The following is a 17314-nucleotide window of genomic DNA, read 5'->3' as shown; positions in this document are numbered from 1 at the left end:
CTAGGGGAGATTTGTCAATCCTCAGCACCACTAAGAGAGATTTGTACTTGTTCTAAAAATAAATAAATCTGCTCTACAACAGCCTCAATCTCATAATAAATTTCATCATTACTAAACCTCATCACTGTAAAACCTAGAGATCTTAACTCATCATCTCTTAATCGATCTTTTTCTTGATGCTCAGCCTCATAATGATGAGAACCATCTAGTTCGATAATCAGCTTTGCCTTTGCACAATAAAAATCTACGATATAATTCAGCAACGGCTTTTGACGATTAAAGCGAAAGCCTAATAATTGATCTCGATTAATCCGTTGCCATAATTTACGTTCAGCATCGGTCTGATTAGAACGTAATTTCTGTGAAAGTTCCTTTAAATTCTTAACGTAAGGCAGCATTCTAACTAAAATTTACTATTTCAAAAAATTCTATTAACTAACAATATATTATTTAGCAAGCCGTTCTTTCGCTCGTGATACCGCCAAATGCAATCGCTGCTCTAATATTTCTTTACTCGGTAACACCGTCATATATTCAGCAATATGAATATCAGAATGGTTTAAATCTAATAATTCAACTTGCTCTTGCTTTTTAGACGTACACAAAATAATACCCAAGGGAGGATTTTCCCCTTCTTCTTTTTCATATTTCGCAAGCCACGCCAAATAAAGTTCCATTTGGCTTTTGTGTGAATGCTTAAATGCTTCGGTTTTTAATTCAATGGCAATTAAACGTTTTAATTTACGGTTGTAGAGTAGTAAATCAATATAAAAATCATCATTATCAATTTGAATTCGTTTCTGCCGAGCAATAAAAGTAAAACCCGCTCCTAATTCTAAAAGAAATTGTTCAACTTCTCTTAAAATTGCATCTTCAAGATCTTTTTCTAAATAACGATCATTAAGTTCTAAAAAATCCAAAATATAAGGATCTTTTAAGATCATTGATTGATTATATTCGCCCTTTTCTCGCAATAACGTTAATTCTTGACTAATGGTTTCATCAGGCTTTTTCGAGATTGCGGTGCGTTCAAACAGCAATGAGCCAATACGCTCTTCTAGTGTTCTTGTACTCCAACGCTCTTGGGCTGCCATTGTGGCATAGAAATCTCGTTTGAGTGGATCATCAATATAAATTAATGCTTTAAAATGCGTCCAACTCAATTTTCCACGCAGTGCGTGGACAATCTCAAAATCACTAAATGTTTCCGCAAATTTCACACAATAATTAAGGTGAGAACGTCCCCAGCCCTTCCCAAATTGCTCTGTTAGGCTTTTAGACAAATTCTTAATCACTTCTTTGCCATATTCCGCCCGTTCATTATTGAGAATATGCTGATTAATTCGTTGTCCAATATGCCAATAAAGCAAGGTAAGCTCCGCATTAACGGTTACCGCAACACGTTGTTTGCTGGTTTGAATAAGTTGGCTAATTTCACCAACTAATTGCTGTTCACTTCTCACAAGTAGCTTTTTTGTCGTCATCTAAAACCTCTGCAAAACTTACCGCGCTTTTATTTATGGAGTAAACACTTCTGCCAGTTTCTTATAATCCAAAATTACTTCACCACTATTCAACAACAGTGCTGGAATTCCCGCATAGCCATTTGCTTTGGCGTTATCAAACACCGCTGACTTATCACGCAAACGTAGAAATTGTTTAAAATTGGCTAATGAAGTTAAAACTTCTACGCGTTCATAATCCACATTTAATCGCTTCAACTCTGCCACAAAAGGAGCAGTATCAGGGCAACTTTCGGCGAAAAATAAAATCGGTTTATCCATTATAGTTGCCCTTTTTGTTCTGCTAATGCTAATGGATTCGGTGTTGGTTCAGCAACCTTCGTTAAACGATTACGATCTTGATGATGAAACGGCTCATCGTAATTAGGAATTACCATTACAGTATCTTGCTCATATGACCACGTACCATCATTATTGATAGTTACAGTAATAGTATAACTTTCTGTACGGAAAGATTGTTCTAAAAATGGATTAGAAATAATACCATTCGTTAATGAACCACGTTGTGCGGTTAATGTAAATTTCTTGGCATCTACACTAGCATTACCAGTAGCAATTAAAGTTTGTCCGCGAGGAATACTTAAGGTTAACAATAAATTTCCTGTTGCCGGTTCCCATAGCCAATAACCAACTTGATCGTGAAATGTTTCCACTTCATTTGGTTGCACAATATGGATATGATAACGCAAACCATAAAAAAGCTGCGGTCCGTTAGTTTGTGGGTCAATAGGTTGTAACTCAATATGTTCAATATAAGGATCTTTTACCGCTCCTTCCGCTTTTGGATTAATATCTAATCCTCGTTTTCCTTCCCATATACCAGCCATTGCTGTTAATGGTCCAAGATTAGCAAGAGTATTCACATCCGCATCTGGTTCAGTGTAGATATCTTTAGGATATTGAAATTCTTTCATTGTTCCTGCCTTATTTTTTGTTACATCCTGGGAATCCCAATGCTTCGCGACTGGCATAATAAGCTTCCGCCACACCTTTAGTTAACGCTCTAATACGCAAAATATAACGTTGACGTTCGGTTACAGAAATGGCTTTGCGGGCATCTAACAAGTTAAAACTATGTGCCGCTTTTAAAATACGTTCATACGCCGGTAAGGGTAATGGTTTTTCCAATGCCAACAGTTCTTGAGCTTCTTTTTCATATTGTTCAAAAGCCTTGAAGAGGAAATCAATATCAGCATATTCAAAGTTATAAGTGGATTGTTCTACTTCATTTTGATGGAAAACATCACCGTAGGTGGTTTTACCGAGTGGGCCATCTGACCACACTAAATCATACACGCTATCCACGCCTTGAATATACATCGCTAAACGTTCTAATCCGTAGGTAATCTCACCAGTTACTGGACGACACTCCAAACCACCCACTTGTTGGAAATAGGTAAATTGTGTTACTTCCATACCATTTAACCAAACTTCCCAACCAAGCCCCCACGCACCAAGCGTTGGATTTTCCCAGTTATCTTCAACAAAACGAATATCATTTTGTGTTGGATCAAAACCAAGCATTTTAAGAGAACCAAGATAAAGCTCTTGAATATTATCTGGAGAAGGTTTGATCACCACTTGAAATTGATAATAATGTTGCAAACGGTTTGGATTTTCACCGTAACGACCATCAGTTGGGCGGCGTGAAGGTTGCACATAAGCAAATGCCATTGGCTCAGGACCTAATGCACGAAGTGCCGTCATTGGATGAGAAGTCCCTGCACCTACCTCCATATCAAACGGCTGAACGATAGTGCAGCCTTGTTCCGCCCAATATGCTTGAAGTGCAAGAATCATCCCTTGAAACGTTTTAATGTTAAATTGTGTTGTCATAATAAAATCTTTGTGCAGTGAGTTTCTAAAAAATAACGTTATTCTACTTGATTTTTTGGTTAATGAGTAGAATTAAGCTCTACTCCCTTTTATATTTATTTTCTTTTCCATTTTGGTCTTTTCTGTGACTTTACTCAAAAAACACTCTTTTTCAATTAGATCAATCCACTTTTTTGAAGTAAAATTATCTTGATTATTTAAATAATGAAGTTTTATTTTAAAATGTCTATTTATTATTCAAGGAGCAATCTATGCGTCTTATTCCATTACATAATGAACAACAGGTAGCAAGATGGGCAGCGCGCCATATTGTTGACAGCATTAATCGTTTTTCTCCCACTAAAGAACATCCATTTGTTCTTGGCTTACCAACTGGCGGCACACCGCTCGCTACTTACAGAGAGTTAATTAGGCTTTATCAACAAGGTGAAGTAAGCTTCAAAAATGTCGTTACTTTCAATATGGATGAATATGTCGGTTTGCCAAAAGAACATCCTGAAAGTTATCACTCCTTTATGTTTAATAACTTCTTCAATCACGTTGACATTCCGCTTGAAAATATCAATATTTTAAACGGTAACACTGATGATCACGATGCGGAATGCCAACGTTACGAAGATAAAATTAAATCTTATGGTAAAATTCATCTGTTTATGGGGGGTGTAGGTGAAGACGGACATATCGCATTTAATGAACCAGGCTCATCACTTTCCTCTCGGACTCGGATTAAAACTTTAAATGAAGACACTTTAATTGCAAACTCTCGATTCTTTAATAATGACATTAATCAAGTGCCAAAATATGCCTTAACCATCGGGGTTGGAACTTTAATGGATGCGGAAGAGGTAATGTTGTTAATTACCGGTTATCGTAAAGCTCAAGCATTGCAAGCAGGTGTAGAAGGTGCAGTAAATCATCTATGGACAATTAGTGCATTGCAAATGCACAGCCGTGCAATTTTTGTTTGCGATGAGTCAGCAACTCAAGAATTAAAAGTTAAAACTGTGAAATATTTCAAAGAATTAGAATCACACGCAATTCATAGTGTAAGAGAGTTAAAATGAAAAAATATGCGTTAGTCAATAGTATTATCTATACAGGGGCTGAGATTCTGTATGATCACGCTTTGATCGTAAATGACGATAAAATTGCAGATATCGTTAAAACCGCTGATCTTGATCCGGCTCTTGATACTATCGATCTTCAAGGTGCTAACCTTTCTGCCGGTTTTATCGATCTGCAACTTAATGGTTGCGGTGGCGTAATGTTCAATGATGATTGTTCTGTTGAAACATTGGAAATTATGCAGGCTACCAATTTAAAATCCGGCACAACCAGCTTTTTGCCAACATTCATTACCGCCCCTGATGCTGAAATGAAACAAGCTGTTGCGGTAATGAAAGAATATCTTGCTAAACATCACAATCAAGCGTTAGGGCTACATCTAGAAGGGCCATATTTAAGCAAAGCTAAAAAAGGTGTTCATCGCGAGGAATTTATTCGTGAAATTTCTGATGAAATGCTTACTTTTTTATGTGATAACGCTGAAGTGATTACAAAAATGACGATTGCTGCGGAAAATCCTACCGCAGATCATATTGCTGAATTTATTAGAAACAATATTGTCGTTTCTATCGGGCATTCCAATGCCACTTATCAACAAGCGAATGCTCGTTTCCAACAAGGAGCAACTTTTGCAACTCATTTGTATAATGCAATGTCGCCTGTGTCATCCGGACGAGAAATGGGTGTTGTTGGTGCTGTACTGGATAATCCTAATGTCTATACCGGCATTATTGTTGATGGTTTACACGTAAATTTCGGCAATGTGCGTATTGCTAAAAAATGCAAACAAGACAAACTTTGTTTAGTCACTGACGCTACCGCTGCCGCTGGTGCAGATATTGAATCATTCCAATTTGTGGGCAAAACCGTTTATGTTCGAGATCACAAATGCTATGACGCTAACGGTACAATCGGTGGTTCTGCTGTTACTATGATCGAATCAATCCGTAACTGTGTAAATGAAGTGGGTATTCCTTTAGACGAAGCCCTTCGTATGGCAACTCTCTATCCAGCTCGTGCCATTCATATTAATGATAGATTAGGTAGTTTAGAAAAAGGAAAGATTGCCAACTTAGCAGCCTTTAACCATAAATTTGAAGTAATTGGCACTGCAGTCAACGGTAATTGGCACTTTAACTAACTCTTTTATCCAAAAATTGCGATAATCATTTTATCGCAATTTTCTTTTTTATAATTATTCATTTATTAGCTAATCCAATTGTTTTACAGCCAACCTCTCCATTCACACTTTTATAAATCTATTTTAATTGCATATCAATGGACAACCATCCGACTATTTCTAATAAAAAAACAACAAATTGGCTATTCTCTATGCGAACAGACCGAAAAATCTTTTTTTCTAAAAAAATGTGTTGACGAGACTTACAGATATCAGCATAATTAGCGCCGCAAAAGCAATGGCTATGTAGCTCAGTTGGTTAGAGCACAACACTCATAATGTTGGGGTCACAGGTTCGAATCCCGTCATAGCCACCATTGCGGGACTGGCGAAATTGGTAGACGCACCAGATTTAGGTTCTGGCGCCGTGAGGTGTGTGGGTTCAAGTCCCTCGTCCCGCACCATTTTGCAACTTTCATAAAGTTGGGGTATCGCCAAGCGGTAAGGCACCGGGTTTTGATCTCGGCATCCCTAGGTTCGAATCCTAGTACCCCAGCCATCTTTTATTAATGATCATCTTTTATGTTGGGGTATCGCCAAGCGGTAAGGCACCGGGTTTTGATCTCGGCATCCCTAGGTTCGAATCCTAGTACCCCAGCCATCTTTATTAATAAATCCCCTTTAGATTGGGGTATCGCCAAGCGGTAAGGCACCGGATTCTGATTCCGGCATTCCTAGGTTCGAATCCTAGTACCCCAGCCATTTTCCTTGAATTCCGCTTTTTTAAGATTATATTTAACAATTACATCATTTTTGGATCAGGATATTGATAAACAAAATCTAAATCTCTACAAATTTTATCCGCTAAAATAATTCTCTCCATTTTTTCTTCATCCGGCAAAAAATGTGGTACTGGCAATGATAGTTTTTCCGCCATTGTAGTATAAAAATCCTGTTTTAATGGATGAATTGGCGCAACTAAATTATAACGACGGTGATGTGTTGGCGTTTCTAACAATAATTGAATTGCTCGTATACAATCAGTTAAATGAACTAAATTAACAGTCTGATTCGCACCTTGAATATTTTCTTTTCCGGATAAATGATAAACCGGATGCCGATCTTCCCCGACTAAACCGGCAAAACGAATAATATCTACATCAATATCCTGCAAATCCCACAACCGTTGTTCAATTTCCAAAAGTGCTTTACCCACATCCGATGTCGGTTTCGGCAAATAATCCTCATCAAACACACCAGAAATCATTGGATATACAGAAGTTGAACTAATAAAAATAATATGCTGAACATTATGTAAAAGCGCCTCTGTCAATAAATTTTCGACACTTAAAATATAATTATTAAGATCGAAAAAGTATTCACTTGGTGGGATATTGATAATTAAACTATCAACATTTAATAAGGCTTCAAGATCATCCGGATCAGCATTAATTGCCGGAGTTAACTCAAGTTGATAACACTCAATACGCTGTAATCGCATATGTTCTGTGCCTTCGTGTGTCCTTTTACTACCTTTTACTAGCCACCCTAAACTTTGTAAATAACGCCCTAATGGAAATCCTAACCAACCTAACCCTACAATAGCAACACTTCTCATTTCATTCCTATTTTTCATTTACTCTTTCCTTCATAAAAAACATATCCTATTTAATGTCCATTACAAAGTCAAAAAGATAAATCAATAAAAAAGATTATTCACTAAAAAAATTGAGCATATAAACAAAATAAATCTAATTAATTACATAAAAAACACCAATATTAAATAAGAAACATTAATTTTTAAAATATAAAATAACCACACAAAAATAAAAGATTTTTTACAAAAAATAGCTAATAAATTTTATTTATTGATTTTACTTTCATAGAAGTAATGTATAAAATCCACAAAATTTTTTAGGGTATAATTATATGAAAAAACATTTTTTAGCATTAAGCGTTTCTCTTGCATTAGCAACTAATGCATATAGTGTAGGAATGCCAGAAAAACTGATCATTTTTGGAGATAGCCTTAGCGATAACGGTAATATTCTTCGCTTTACTTACAACCAAGAAAATGTCTATAACGAATATCTAGCCAATTATTATGGCTATAATTCTCCTCGTCACGATGGAAATTTTTTAACCAAAAGAAATCAAGATGGACCTAATTATGCATTAGGCGGAGCTGTTGCTAATGATTATCTTGGTGGATTGCAGGGGTCTTTATCACCAAAATTAAGCGATGAAATCAATAATTATCTAAGAAGTCGTCGCAATACTCAAAATCAAGATTATAAATATATTTTTTGGATTGGTGGCAATGATCTCCGTTTAGCCGATGATGATATTAGTTTAGGTGATCCTAATATTTCAACAGACCAAAGCCAAAACAAAAAAATTCAAGGTAGTATTGAAGCCGTAGAAACACAATTAAAAAAATTATTGATCAATGGGAAGTCTAAGTTTGTAATTGTGCCAAATGCACCAAATATTGCGAACACCCCAAATTTTACTAACAATTTTCTTTCTGATGGGCGCATTTACTTTGACGGTTGGAAATCATTGCTTGGTGGGCGCAAATTTCTTGGTTTCGGTTGGATCAATAAAGATGACGTTATCCGTTTTTTAGATGATCAAAATAATCACGGTCGTCCAGCAAAAGACGTTATTTACGATGCTTTTGAATTTGTTTTGCGTAAGCATTATAACATCCCTCAAGGTAAGCCATTAACTAGTGCCGCCTTTCAAGAATTGCAACAATGGAAAAGACAATTTGAGCGTGTATATAAAGCAGAAACGTCTTTGGTAAATACATTTAATCAAGGTGTTGATAAAGTAATAGAAAACTTAAAAGCTCAACATCCTGATGTTACTTTCATCCGCCCAAATATCCAATTATTGCTAGATGAGGTAATGTCTCACTATACTGAATTTGGCTTTAATAATGTTTCCGGTTCTGCGGCAAATCCTTTTACCAGTGCAGTAGTTGGTTGGGGAGCTGGAAAAGGGCGTGTTGCGGCTTTTGAACCAATAGACAGGCAAAAAGGTGTTAAAGATAAAAATTATCTTTGGGGGAAAGGTTACCAATTCGTTTTTGCTGATCAATTTCATCCTTCACCAAAAACACATCGTATGATCGCAGATTATATTATGTCGTTACTAGAATCTGAGAGTGGAGATCCAACCGATTTAACAGTAAGACGTGTAAGCACTACGCCATTTAATAGCACTGCTAATAATATTTACCATTCTGCTGAAGGAGATGGCGTTTTCCATGTTGATATGCATAGTAATGATATTAACAAATCAAACCTCAATATTTTTAATGACGGTCGCGCTTTATTCGCCAGTAATAGTGGCACAATCCAATTAACTAATACAAATATCACCTCTCAAGGGCGTTTGGGTGGAATTATCAATGCAGAATTAGGGGGTAAAATTTATCTTACTAATGGTCATATTGATATTTATCGTACTAACCCTTATGTTGCCCCTTTCGGTGTAATGGTTAATGGACAAAGCTCAGAAGTTGAATTAAATAAAATCAAGTTGAATACCTTTGGTAAAGAAACGACTGCAATAACAGTTGGTAATAAAGCAACTTTACGATTACAAGACAGTCAAGTAAAAACCAATGGTATCGGTGCAAATGTTTTGAACTTATGGGATAGCACCGCAACAATCATCAATTCAACACTGAATACAGAAAGTGAAGGTGCAAGTGCAATTCGTGTTTTTGCTAATGACGAAGGTAATCTTTTATCTCAATTGATGATGAAAGGCAGTACAATTTCAGCAGAACACTATGCGATTAAAGTAGCAAAAAATGCGACTAAGAATTTGCCGGTGTTTGAAGCTTCAATCAGTAATTCTGTCATCAATGGCGGAATATATACTGAGAAAAATGCAAAATCCTATTTCACAATTGATAATAATAGCCAATGGAATATGTCTAAAAATTCCAGTGTTTATCAGTTAAATTTAAGCGATTCCAGTCTTAACTTATCGCAAACTACAGACACTTGGCAGCCAAAAACTTTGGAAATCTATGAAGGTTTAATTGCTCAAAATGCACGAATCACATTAGGAACAGATTTAGGTAATGATAATAGCCAAACAGATAAAATCTCTGTTAGCGGTGATAGTATCATTAATGGTAATTTGCAAATTGAAAAACGTTATTCATCTTTAGGTGAAAAAACCCAGTTTGGGATTAAAATTATCGATCTGAATGCTAATAAAGTTAATATTGGTAATCTAACATTAGCTAATGATGTTACAGCCGGGCTTTATCAATATGTTTTATCTCACGGCGGTGTAGGGGCTGATGATCAAAGCGATTACTATTTAACCTCAACTTACATTAAGCAAGATAATAAAATTATCCCTGTTATTATTGCACCAACATTAGAAGAAACTGCTCAGCCGGTAGAAGAACCAGTTATGCCTGCTGAAGTGATCGCTAAAAATGAACAAGCTGTGCCTGCATTAGCAGAAACCGTTCAGCCGGTAGAAGAACCAGTTGTGCCTGCTGAAGTGATCGCTAAAGATAAACAAGCTGTGCCTGCATTAGCGGAAACCGCTCAACCGGTAGAAAACCCAGTTATGCCTGCCGAAGTCATCGCCAAAAATGAACAAGCTGTGCCTTCATTAGCAGAAACCGCTCAGCCGGTAGAAGAACCAGTTATGCCTGCTGAAGTGATCACTAAAGATGAACAAGCTGTGCCTGCATTAGCAGAAACTGTTCAGCCAGTAGAAGAACCAGTTGTACCTGCCGTAGTCATCGCTAAAAATGAACAAGCTGTACCTGCATTAGCAGAAACCGCTCAGCCGGTAGAAGAACCAGTTGTGCCTGCTGAAGTGATCGCTAAAGATGAACAAGCTGTGCCTTCATTAGCAGAAACCGCTCAGCCGATAGAGAGATCAGTTGTGCCTGCTGAAGTAATCGCTAAAGATAAACAGGCTGTGCCTGCATTAGCAGAAACCGCTCAGCCGGTAGAAAAATCTGTTGTGCCTGCCTTAGTGATCGCTAAAGATGAACAAGCTGTGTCTTCATTAGCAGAAACCGCTCAGCCGGTAGAAGAACCAGTTGTGCCTGCCTTAGTGATCGCTAAAGATGAACAAGCTGTGCCTGCATTAGCAAAAACCGTTCAGCCGGTAGAAGAACCCGTTGTGCCTGCCGCAGTAAACACGCAATCAGTACCAACCAGTTCAGAACAAGGTGAATTAGCCAATGAACTAACTAAAATTCAAGAATTAAACGAATCTAACGAATTAAATAATTCAACAGATATTGTTAAAAAACGGACTAAACGCAATATTTATGATTTAGAAGCTACATTATTGACAACAAATAATCTAGACCAAAAAACCCCTGTAGTAATTGCACAAAATGGAACTACTGCATCGAGTGAACTGGCTGAGAATCAACAAGCAGACGAATCTAATGAATCAAATAATTCAGCAGATATTGTTAAAAAACGGACTAAACGCAATATTTATGATTCAGAAGCTACATTATTGACAACAGATAGCGTAGAAACTCCTGCGATAACTGCACAAAATGGCACTACTGCCCCTGCAAGTAAAGCAGCTGAAGTTAAACAAGACGAATCTGGTGAATTAAATAATTCAACAAATCTTGATGATAGTACAGCTGCTACAAATGAAACTACTGAACAAACTTCTCAATTAACAGCTGATAATAATAAGACTGTTCTACCAGCTTCAATAACAAACGATATGCCGATAAAGCGTTTATTAAATGCTGATGCGTCTTTAATTGCGGCATTACCTTATATCAGTAGTTATGTAGGTCAGTTACACCTTGATTATTCCAGAAGAAATCCAAATACTCCTCTTTGGAGTCAAACCAGTAATTTAGATTATTGGGTAAATATGGCATATGCACATAATGATGTGAAAGGTAAAGAGTTTTTGAACATCAAACAAAATAGTCAAATTTTGGCTATTGGTAAAGATTTAGTAAGTAATACCGATAATTTAATTGGTATCTCAGCAACTTATTCAAAAACAACTAGTAATGTCAAAAATGAAATTAATGAACATCTTAACCTTAACCCGTATGTAGGTAAAGTTACCTCAGAAATGGTTTCGGCTAATGGTTATTTTGCACACAACTGGAATAATTGGTATGCTCAAGCAATTATCAGTGCTGGGCGTGTAATTCACGATTTCAAAAATAAAGATAAAATACGTTATAAACAAAATGGATATATTTTATCGAGTGAACAAAATATTGGTTATCGTTATCCGTTTAATCAAGATTTAACACTTTATGCAGATCTTGGGTTACAAGAAAGCTATCACCGCTATAGCGCGATTTCAGTAAAAGATATCAATGTTGACGCTGTCAGAGAAAGTCAGGTTAATGCCTTAATCAATCTGGGCGCTGATTATCGAGTAGCAAATTTCGCTTTATCATCTAATATTAGATTGATCAAGAATTTACGTGATTTCGATCACCTCATTATGAATAATGAATGGATTGAAGATAAATTTGTTAAAGATAGTGCTGCACTCTCTGCAAATGCAAGATATTATTTCACAGATAATATTTCAACCTTTATTAATTTAGAGTATTTGCGTTCTTTAACTAAAGAACAAAAATTGAGAAGAATGAATTACCAAGTGGGTATGAGTATTCAATTCTAAAAAATAAAGACAAGAAATTGAAATAATTCATTAAGCTACTAATAAAAGGTCTAGATAAAAACTAGACCTTTATTCTAAAAGCAAATCTACAATAAAAAATCATAGATTGACTAACTGCATAACTGAATTTTATCTTAAAATTCGCTAATTAATGTGCTTGATCCCAATTATCCCCAAAATTAACATCAACAATGAGAGGAACACTCAATTTAACTGCATTCTCCATCATATCCTTGATAATGGTTTCATAGTATTCAATTTTATCTTCTTTTACCTCAAAGACTAATTCATCGTGAACTTGCATAATCATACGAATATCTTCTTTGTCAGCAATAAAACGATCTATATCAATCATCGCCTTTTTAATAATATCTGCTGCTGTGCCTTGCATCGGTGCATTGATTGCCACTCGTTCAGCTGCTTTACGACGCATTCCATTGCTTGATTTTAATTCAGGTAAATAAAGCCGTCGTCCCAGCAATGTTTCAACATATCCTTGTTGTTTTGCTTTCTCTTGAATATCACTCATAAACTGTTTAACGGCAGGATAACGATGGAAATAACGATCTATATAGATCTGCGCCTCATTACGAGGAATTTGTAATTGACGTGCCAATCCAAATGCACTCATTCCATAAATTAAGCCAAAATTGATCGCTTTAGCACGATAACGTTGTTGTGGAGTAACTTGTTCCAACGGAACATCAAATACTTCAGCAGCAGTAGAGCGATGCACATCCAAACCGTGAGAAAAAGCATAAGCCAAACCGGCATCTCCAGAAAGATGTGCCATAATTCTTAACTCAATTTGTGAATAGTCTGCAGCGACCACTTTAAATCCTTTTTCGGCAATAAATGCCTGACGGATTTTTCTGCCCTCTTCACTACGGGTCGGAATATTCTGTAAATTCGGATCGGATGATGATAAACGACCTGTAATAGTAACTGCTTGATGATAAGAAGTATGCACACGACCGGTATCCGGATCGATCATTTGTGGTAGTTTATCCGTATAAGTAGACTTCAATTTACTGAAACCACGATGCTCTACTAATAATTTCGGCAATTCGTGTTCATAAGCTAACTCTTCCAGCACTTCCTCATTCGTTGACGGTGCACCTTTAGGCGTTTTCTTTAACACTGGTAAACCGAGTTTTTCAAACAGAATTTCTTGTAGCTGTTTAGTTGAAGCCAAATTAAATGTTTGTCCGGCAAGTTGATGTGCTTGCTGTTCCAATTGGATAAGTCTAGCACTGATTTCCTGCGACTGCTGATAAAGCAGATCACTATCAATCAAGACACCGTTACGTTCCATTCGTGCTAAAACTTGAGAAAGGGGCAATTCCACTTCAGTAAAAAGTTTAACTAAACTTGGTATTTGATTAAGTTGCGACCACAAAGCCTGATGCAATTTAAAGGTAACATCTGCATCTTCCGCTGCATATTCAGCAGCTTTGTCAATTGTAATCTGATCAAACGTAAGTTGCCCTTTACCTTTACCTGCCAAGTCTTCAAAATGAATAGTATCGTGATGTAAAAAACGTTTTGCCAAATCATCCATATTATGGCGACCGGTGCTATCCAAAGTATAGGACTCCAACATTGTGTCATAAACAACACCCTGTAATGTAACACCGTGTCTGGCAAGAATGGTCAAATCATATTTTAAATTTTGACCAACTTTCTTAATATTCGGATCTTCTAAAATCGTTTTTAACTCAGCTAAAACCTGATCCCAGCTAAGCTGTTTCGGACAGTCAAGATAATGATGTTGTAGTGGTAAATAGGCAGCATCACCATTTTCTAATGCAAAAGATAAACCAACTAATTTTGCCTGCATATAATTCAAACTATTAGTTTCAGTATCTATCGCAAACAGTGTTGCTCTGCTTAATTTTTCACGCCACTGTGCTAACTGTTCTTCCGTTAAAATAGTTTGATAACGACTACGATCAATTTTGGCTGAAAAAGGCTGAATCTCACGGTTCGGCGTTGCTTTAGCCGCAACAACATTTTGCAATGAAGACACGGTATTTCCATTTAAAATTTCATTTAACCAACGTTTAAAATCATAACGTGCATAATATTCAATTAATTGATCACGGTTTTCACTTTGCAAGGTGAGTTGTTCAAAAGTAACTTCCAACGGTACATCTGTTTTTATGGTTGCCAATTTATAGGAAAGATCCGCATCTTCTTTGCCGGCAACAAGTTTATCAGCCAATTTTTTTGCGCCACGAATCGGTAAATCAGCAATTCTATCTAATTGTGAATAAATATCAGCAATACCACCAAGCCCTTGCAACAATGCAACAGCCGTTTTATTACCAACACTTGGAACACCCGGAATATTATCCGAACTATCACCCATTAATGCCAATAAATCAATGATTAATTCTGGCGGTACTGAATATTTTTCAATAACTCCCTCACGATCCAATAAAGTGTTAGTCATTGTATTGATCAGCATAATTTTATCATCGACTAATTGAGCCATATCTTTATCACCAGTACTGATCAATACATTACGCCCTGCTTTGGAAGCCTGCTTAGCTAATGTACCAATTACATCATCCGCTTCAACCCCCTCAACAATAAGTAACGGCAATCCTAAAGCTTCAATCATTTGATGAAGTGGCTGAATTTGTTGGCGTAAATCTTCCGGCATTGGTGGACGGTGCGATTTATATTTTTCAAACATTTCATCACGGAAAGTTTTTCCTTTTGCATCAAATACTACCGCAATATGTGTCGGCTTAACCTCTTTCAATAAGCTCTTAAGCATATTCAGTACGCCATACATTGCTCCAGTCGGCTCTCCGGCAGAATTAGATAATCCTAAGCGAAAATTAGCGTGATAAGCACGATATAAATAAGATGAACCATCAACAAGGACAAATGGATTTTCTGCGATTTGTGGCATAACGTTCTCAATTTGATTTAATAAATAATATTTTTACAAAGGGCTAATTCTAAGCGCTAAGAACGAAATTGCAACCGCAACACAAAAAAAGAGCCCGTTTTCAGGCGGACTCTTAGTTGGGGTTGATTGAGAGAATTATTTATTCAATTTTGCTTTGTAAGTTGGATTCATTAAGTTTTCAACAGAAAGAATATCATTTAATTGTTCTTCAGTAAGCAAACCTAATTCTAAAACAACTTCTTTCACACCTTTTCCAGTTTTCGCACAGATTTTACCAACTTTATCACCGTTGTGATGCCCAATAAACGGATTGAGATAAGTTACAATACCAATTGAATTAAAGACATAATTTTCACAAATTTCTTTATTTACGGTAATACCATCAATACATTTATCTCTTAAATTAACGCAGGCGTTAGACAAGATACTGATAGATTCAAACATTGCTTGACCGATAACAGGTTCCATTACATTAAGTTGTAATTGACCAGCTTCCGCTGCCATTGTTACTGTAATATCATTTCCCATTACTTTGAAGCAAACTTGATTAACAACTTCAGGCACAACTGGATTAACTTTTGCCGGCATAATTGAAGAACCTGCTTGCAATTCAGGCAAGTTAATTTCATTTAAGCCTGCACGAGGACCTGAAGAAAGCAAACGCAAGTCATTACATACTTTAGAAATTTTCACAGCAGTGCGTTTTAATGCACCGTGAACCATTACATAAGCACCACAGTCAGAAGTTGCTTCAATTAAATTTTCTGCTTTGACACAAGGCAAACCAGTTACTTTTGCTAAATTCTGCACAACTAAATCAGTATAGCCTTGAGGTGTATTCAATGCCGTACCGATAGCTGTTGCCCCAAGATTAACTTCCAACAATAATGCAGCAGTTTTTAATAAATTCTTAATTTCTTCATCAATTAACACTGCAAATGCTTTGAACTCCTGACCGACAGTCATTGGAACAGCATCCTGTAATTGAGTACGCCCCATTTTTAAAATATTGGAAAATTCGTCTGCTTTATTTTGGAAACCATCGTGTAAATATTGTAGTTTCTCCACTAATTTTAAAATGCTGTTATACACTGCAATACGGAATCCTGTTGGATAAGTATCATTAGTTGATTGGCTAGCATTGACGTGATCCATCGGGTCTAAGAATTGATACTCACCTTTTTTATGACCAAGGATTTCAAGTGCGATATTGGCAACCACTTCGTTGGTATTCATATTAACGGAAGTTCCTGCTCCGCCCTGATAAATATCAGACGGGAATTGATCCATACATTTTCCAGTAGTCAAAATTTCATCACAAGCTGCAACAATTGCATCAGCAATATTTTGCGGAATAGCACCAAGTTCACCATTAGTCATTGCAGTAGCTTTTTTCACCATTACCATTCCACGTACAAATTCAGGCACATCAGAAATAGTATTATTAGAAATATTGAAATTTTCGATAGCCCGAAGGGTATGAATTCCCCAATATACATCAGCTGGAATTTCTCTTTCACCAAGTAGGTCAACTTCTTTACGGAATTCGCTCATAAAACACCTCAAATTATTTATTTTTAATAAAAATCAAATTGATAACTAAAGAAAAATCTTTTTTTATCAATCTCTGTCAATCTATTTTTCGCGTATTATAAAAGTTGTTTTTATGAAATTTTGTGATGTGGATCATAAAATTTAAATGAGCAAATAGGAGTTATTTTTATTTAATTCATTAGTTTTTTTTATAGATTGAGCGCAAGAAAAATTTTTTAATTTCCCTCTTGAAAGTGTCTTTGTGATCCCCATTTCTACAAACGTTCAACAAACTGGGTAAGATACCTAAAAATCAATTTTCGCTAAAATGTATAGGAGTACTTTTATGAATATTCGTCCATTACACGATCGTGTAATCTTAAAACGTGAAGAAGTAGAAACTAAATCAGCTGGCGGCATCGTTTTAACTGGTTCTGCTGCACAAAAATCCACTAGAGGAAAAGTGTTGGCAGTTGGTAAAGGTCGCATCTTAGAAAATGGTCAAGTACAACCGCTTGATGTAAAAGTTGGTGATGTTGTGATTTTTAACGATGGCTATGGCGTAAAATCAGAAAAAATTGATGGTGAAGAACTATTGATCATCTCTGAAAATGATATTTTGGCAATTGTAGAATAATA

General features: G+C 36.3%; 12 protein-coding genes and 5 tRNA genes. 9 read left to right on the top strand and 8 right to left on the bottom strand.

The window, feature by feature from the left end; translation table 11 throughout:
- Positions 1-14: 14 nt before the first annotated feature.
- From JP36_RS01050 to glyQ, 5 genes are read right to left on the bottom strand one after another with little or no spacing between them, the layout of a single operon-like run.
- On the bottom strand, positions 15-398 hold the full coding sequence (locus JP36_RS01050) for an endonuclease domain-containing protein (protein ID WP_039171069.1): 384 nt from the start codon (positions 396-398) through the stop codon (positions 15-17).
- A gap of 48 nt (positions 399-446) precedes the next feature.
- Positions 447-1484 (bottom strand): PDDEXK nuclease domain-containing protein, encoded by a 1038-nt coding sequence (locus JP36_RS01045; protein WP_039171065.1) that lies wholly within the window; start codon positions 1482-1484, stop codon positions 447-449.
- Positions 1485-1517: 33 nt separating this feature from the next.
- The gene (locus tag JP36_RS01040; protein WP_039171062.1) at positions 1518-1784 is read right to left on the bottom strand and encodes a hypothetical protein; all 267 of its coding nucleotides are present in this window, start codon (positions 1782-1784) and stop codon (positions 1518-1520) included.
- Positions 1784-2437, bottom strand: coding sequence for an FABP family protein (locus JP36_RS01035; RefSeq protein WP_039171060.1), 654 nt, complete (start codon positions 2435-2437; stop codon positions 1784-1786). The genes JP36_RS01040 and JP36_RS01035 overlap by 1 nt, the downstream gene beginning before the upstream one ends.
- A 10-nt stretch (positions 2438-2447) precedes the next feature.
- On the bottom strand, positions 2448-3359 hold the full coding sequence (glyQ, locus tag JP36_RS01030; RefSeq protein ID WP_039137156.1) for a glycine--tRNA ligase subunit alpha: 912 nt from the start codon (positions 3357-3359) through the stop codon (positions 2448-2450).
- Between the two features lie 251 nt (positions 3360-3610).
- On the opposite strand from glyQ, the gene nagB reads away from it, so the two are divergent.
- The 7 genes from nagB to JP36_RS00995 all read left to right on the top strand — a co-directional run bounded on the left by nagB (position 3611) and on the right by JP36_RS00995 (position 6306).
- Positions 3611-4423 carry a glucosamine-6-phosphate deaminase gene (gene nagB / locus JP36_RS01025; protein WP_039171057.1) on the top strand — a complete coding sequence of 271 codons (813 nt, stop codon included), beginning with the start codon at positions 3611-3613 and terminating at the stop codon, positions 4421-4423.
- Positions 4420-5565 carry an N-acetylglucosamine-6-phosphate deacetylase gene (nagA, locus tag JP36_RS01020; RefSeq protein WP_039171054.1) on the top strand — a complete coding sequence of 382 codons (1146 nt, stop codon included), beginning with the start codon at positions 4420-4422 and terminating at the stop codon, positions 5563-5565. The genes nagB and nagA overlap by 4 nt, the downstream gene beginning before the upstream one ends.
- A 279-nt stretch (positions 5566-5844) precedes the next feature.
- Positions 5845-5921: transfer RNA gene (locus tag JP36_RS01015), tRNA-Met, on the top strand.
- Between the two features lie 2 nt (positions 5922-5923).
- Positions 5924-6008: transfer RNA gene (locus tag JP36_RS01010), tRNA-Leu, on the top strand.
- A gap of 20 nt (positions 6009-6028) precedes the next feature.
- Positions 6029-6103, top strand: a tRNA-Gln gene (locus tag JP36_RS01005).
- A 27-nt stretch (positions 6104-6130) separates the two neighbouring features.
- A tRNA-Gln gene (locus JP36_RS01000) sits at positions 6131-6205 on the top strand.
- A 26-nt stretch (positions 6206-6231) separates the two neighbouring features.
- Positions 6232-6306 (top strand) — tRNA-Gln (locus JP36_RS00995).
- 40 nt (positions 6307-6346) lie between these two features.
- On the opposite strand, the gene JP36_RS00990 is transcribed toward JP36_RS00995, so the two are convergent.
- Positions 6347-7162 carry an NAD-dependent dehydratase gene (locus JP36_RS00990; protein WP_039171090.1) on the bottom strand — a complete coding sequence of 272 codons (816 nt, stop codon included), beginning with the start codon at positions 7160-7162 and terminating at the stop codon, positions 6347-6349.
- Between the two features lie 311 nt (positions 7163-7473).
- Between JP36_RS00990 and JP36_RS00985 the strand changes: the two genes are divergently transcribed.
- The gene (locus tag JP36_RS00985) at positions 7474-12219 is read left to right on the top strand and encodes an autotransporter domain-containing protein (RefSeq protein WP_039171051.1); all 4746 of its coding nucleotides are present in this window, start codon (positions 7474-7476) and stop codon (positions 12217-12219) included.
- Positions 12220-12367: 148 nt separating this feature from the next.
- Here the strand turns inward: JP36_RS00985 and polA are convergent, their stop codons facing one another.
- Together polA and aspA are read right to left on the bottom strand one after the other, a co-directional pair.
- On the bottom strand, positions 12368-15142 hold the full coding sequence (polA, locus tag JP36_RS00980) for a DNA polymerase I (protein ID WP_039171048.1): 2775 nt from the start codon (positions 15140-15142) through the stop codon (positions 12368-12370).
- 135 nt (positions 15143-15277) lie between these two features.
- Positions 15278-16696, bottom strand: a complete 1419-nt coding sequence (aspA, locus tag JP36_RS00975; RefSeq protein WP_021461356.1) for an aspartate ammonia-lyase — start codon at positions 16694-16696, stop codon at positions 15278-15280.
- 325 nt (positions 16697-17021) lie between these two features.
- On the opposite strand from aspA, the gene JP36_RS00970 reads away from it, so the two are divergent.
- Complete coding sequence (locus JP36_RS00970; protein ID WP_021461355.1) at positions 17022-17312, top strand: co-chaperone GroES; 291 nt, start codon at positions 17022-17024, stop codon at positions 17310-17312.
- Positions 17313-17314 lie beyond the last annotated feature (2 nt).

The sequence above is a fragment of the Gallibacterium genomosp. 1 genome (genome assembly GCF_000771875.1).
Taxonomy (GTDB): domain Bacteria; phylum Pseudomonadota; class Gammaproteobacteria; order Enterobacterales; family Pasteurellaceae; genus Gallibacterium.
The sequence above is the reverse complement of the archived record's forward strand: the minus strand, read 5'-3'. Positions and strand labels throughout refer to the sequence as shown.

Bases quoted from the DNA above. Each gene is read 5' to 3' on its own strand.
- nagB (WP_039171057.1), top strand. From the start codon at position 3,611: ATGCGTCTTATTCCATTACATAATGAACAACAGGTAGCAAGATGGGCA.
- JP36_RS01045 (WP_039171065.1), bottom strand. From the start codon at position 1,484: ATGACGACAAAAAAGCTACTTGTGAGAAGTGAACAGCAATTAGTTGGT.
- glyQ (WP_039137156.1), bottom strand. From the start codon at position 3,359: ATGACAACACAATTTAACATTAAAACGTTTCAAGGGATGATTCTTGCA.
- JP36_RS00970 (WP_021461355.1), top strand. From the start codon at position 17,022: ATGAATATTCGTCCATTACACGATCGTGTAATCTTAAAACGTGAAGAA.
- JP36_RS00985 (WP_039171051.1), top strand. From the start codon at position 7,474: ATGAAAAAACATTTTTTAGCATTAAGCGTTTCTCTTGCATTAGCAACT.
- JP36_RS01040 (WP_039171062.1), bottom strand. From the start codon at position 1,784: ATGGATAAACCGATTTTATTTTTCGCCGAAAGTTGCCCTGATACTGCT.
- JP36_RS01035 (WP_039171060.1), bottom strand. From the start codon at position 2,437: ATGAAAGAATTTCAATATCCTAAAGATATCTACACTGAACCAGATGCG.
- polA (WP_039171048.1), bottom strand. From the start codon at position 15,142: ATGCCACAAATCGCAGAAAATCCATTTGTCCTTGTTGATGGTTCATCT.
- JP36_RS01050 (WP_039171069.1), bottom strand. From the start codon at position 398: ATGCTGCCTTACGTTAAGAATTTAAAGGAACTTTCACAGAAATTACGT.
- nagA (WP_039171054.1), top strand. From the start codon at position 4,420: ATGAAAAAATATGCGTTAGTCAATAGTATTATCTATACAGGGGCTGAG.
- aspA (WP_021461356.1), bottom strand. From the start codon at position 16,696: ATGAGCGAATTCCGTAAAGAAGTTGACCTACTTGGTGAAAGAGAAATT.
- JP36_RS00990 (WP_039171090.1), bottom strand. From the start codon at position 7,162: ATGAGAAGTGTTGCTATTGTAGGGTTAGGTTGGTTAGGATTTCCATTA.